The 1,995-nt window shown below is 63.0% G+C and carries 2 protein-coding genes and 1 pseudogene; 2 read left to right on the top strand and 1 reads right to left on the bottom strand.

Translation table 11 applies throughout. The features are described 5' to 3' along the window. Positions 1–59: 59 nt before the first annotated feature. Together KUG41_RS15270 and KUG41_RS15265 are read left to right on the top strand one after the other, a co-directional pair. Positions 60–542 (top strand): integrase core domain-containing protein, encoded by a 483-nt coding sequence (locus KUG41_RS15270; protein WP_371734177.1) that lies wholly within the window; start codon positions 60–62, stop codon positions 540–542. Positions 543–653: 111 nt separating this feature from the next. After that, a pseudogene (locus KUG41_RS15265) lies at positions 654–1,159 on the top strand (Uma2 family endonuclease). Positions 1,160–1,693: 534 nt separating this feature from the next. Here KUG41_RS15265 and KUG41_RS15260 read toward each other — a convergent pair. Then, on the bottom strand, positions 1,694–1,849 hold the full coding sequence (locus tag KUG41_RS15260) for a hypothetical protein (protein WP_216905052.1): 156 nt from the start codon (positions 1,847–1,849) through the stop codon (positions 1,694–1,696). Between the last annotated feature and the right edge of the window lie 146 nt (positions 1,850–1,995).

The raw sequence follows: 1,995 nt of genomic DNA, 5'->3' as shown, positions 1-1,995 counted from the left end.
CGAACGGCCTGAAACCCAGCCAGGAACAAGGGAAGCAGTGTTACCAGGTGTCAATTAATATGGGTAACAAGTTATCGATGCAAAGCGCCCCTCAACCTGATTGTCGCCGGACAGCGGGCAGCCACGCTGGAGAGCCGGTTGGAGGAGCTGGGGGTGCTCAGATCCTTCTCCAGACCCGGGTCAGCAACGACAACCCCTACTCGGAGTCGCTGTTCCGCACGGTCAAGTACCGACCGGACTACCCCAGGCGACCCTTCCGCAGCCAGGAAGAGGGCTGCAGCTGGGCCTGTGCATTCCTGGACTGGTACAACCACAGGCACCGCCACAGTTCCATCCGGTTCGTGACGCCTGATCAGCGTCACAGCGGTCAGGCCGTTGAACTTTGTCGTCAACGCGCCCGTGTCTACGAGCAGGCCCGCCAGCGACACCCCCGCTATTGGAGCCGCGGCACTCGCTGCTGGTGTCAGCCGGGGGTGGTCTGGATCAATCCACCGCTTCCAGATAACGCCATTGATCCAGCTACGTTGGTCATGGCCGCTTGATCAGCGGCAGGGGCTTCATCTTTCCTGGCAGCCACCGCTCCCAGCTCCGATACCTTGGCGCCCTTGCGGCTTCCCGCTGATCTCCGCCCCAGCCCCGAGCTGTTCACCGCTGTGTGCATCGCCAACCCCGAGGCGGTGCTGGAGCTCAGCGCCGAAGGTCATCTCATCCACATGACGCCCACAGGCGGTGAAACCAGTGCCCGCAACAGCCGTTTGTTGATGCGCCTGCTGGCCTGGGCTGACAGCGTGGGCGGTTGGCAGGTGTTCGACAGTTCCACGGGTTTCCTGTTGCCGGATGGCTCGGTGCTCAGCCCTGACGCCTCCCTGGTGCACCTGGAGCGCTGGCAGGCCCTCACCCCGGAGCAGCGCCGCAGTTTCCCGCCCCTCTGCCCCGATCTGCTGGTCGAACTCGCCATGCTTTGCGCCGCAAGATGGCCGCCTACCAGGCCAATGGCGCCCAGCTGGGCTGGCTGCTGATCCCCGAGCAGCAGGCTGTCGAAATCTGGAACAACGGCGACGATGGCGAACCCCAGCGCCTTCAAGGGGCCACCGCCCTCGAGGCTGGCGAGCGGTTCCCCGGGCTGAGGCTGGAGTTGGCTGAGATCTGGGAGGCCTGAACGTCGGGTGATGGCCCGGCGTGGCTTTTTTGCAGGGGAGTACAGCTTCCAAAGAGAGGCTGACCGCCTGTGAGCGCTTTCTCGATGGACTTGATGCCGAGGCGAGCCTGGTGGTTCCTTCGATCAGCATCCTGGAGGTATTCAAGTGGGTGCTGCGTGAACACAGCGAGGCCTGGTCGCGGATCTCGACAGTCGACTCGCGATGGCCTTAGCACAACTCAGCCACACGCTGAGACTGCCCATGGCACACAATGGACACCGACTTCAAGGGTTCTGTAGGCGCGGCGAGAGCCTTCGTGGATTTCGACGGCTGACTGGCGCCCATCCCAGAGCCCATTTGCCGCTCTGTACACAATGTACAGGCTGGAAAATCAGTCAGAGCCTGCTGAAGCTGGGAGGTCTGAACGTGGCCTGCGTACAGAAGCAGGCAGCCCCCAGTCCGCATCAATTCAAGGCAGTACCTGATCGGCCAGCTGTCGCAGGCGTTGCAGGCCCAGGGCTTTCACCTAAACGTGGCGATCGGGTCATGCGTGATCAGGCGCAGCGCTCACGGTCGCTACGGATCAGGGATTCCGGCGACTCCCGCCACTGCAGCGCGGGTCGCTGCTGCCAGCGCTGGGCAATCCGCAGCAGCACTTCTTGGTGGCGCTGTTGCGGGTCCGACAGGTTGCGGATCGGCAGGGAAGCCAAAACGGTTCGAGGACCCTACCTGTACAACGATGGCTCTGGCTAAGGTTAAGAGGCTGCTGAAAAACCAGCTCAGCCGCGGGAGAATGGCCTAACGGCACTGAGCGAATGCGCGGCCAGCAGGAACGCACCGGCCCCCTGTTCTCGTA

The sequence above is a fragment of the Synechococcus sp. CCY 9618 genome (assembly GCF_019038415.1).
Classification (GTDB): domain Bacteria; phylum Cyanobacteriota; class Cyanobacteriia; order PCC-6307; family Cyanobiaceae; genus Cyanobium.
The sequence above is the reverse complement of the archived record's forward strand: the minus strand, read 5'-3'. Positions and strand labels throughout refer to the sequence as shown.